Source organism: Streptomyces sp. SP17BM10 (genome assembly GCF_036322405.1).
Taxonomy (GTDB): domain Bacteria; phylum Actinomycetota; class Actinomycetes; order Streptomycetales; family Streptomycetaceae; genus Kitasatospora.
In genome coordinates this window covers 1-351 of sequence record NZ_JAQYXB010000477.1, presented here as the reverse complement: position 1 = coordinate 351, position 351 = coordinate 1, and the positions used below count along the sequence as shown (strand labels likewise).

At 69.8% G+C, this 351-nt stretch carries 1 pseudogene; it reads right to left on the bottom strand.

The features are described 5' to 3' along the window. Positions 1-198: pseudogene (locus PUR71_RS06945) on the bottom strand (hypothetical protein); the annotation flags it as partial. Positions 199-351: the final 153 nt, after the last annotated feature.

The window sequence follows — 351 nt, the reverse complement described above, 5'->3', positions numbered from 1 at the left end:
GGGGGTGGGGGTGGGGGGTGGGGGTTGGGGTGTGGTGGTTTGTTTGTTTGTTTTGGTGGTGGGGGTTGTTTTTTTTTTGTTGGGTTTGTTGGTGGGCTGGCTGGTTTGGTTGTGGTTTTTTTTCTTCGGGGGGGGGGCCCCCCCCCCCCCCCCCCCCCCCACCCCAAAAAAACCCCCCCCCCCACCACACCCCCCCACCACCCCCCCCCCCCCCCCCCCCACCCCACCCCCCCCCCCAGCCAGACCGCGCCCCAGCGCGCCGCCCCGACCCCCCCCGCGCCGGCGAGCGTATATCATGCTACGGCGAGCACCGAGATCTACACCGCAGGAGTCGCAGACCTGGCCACCGGC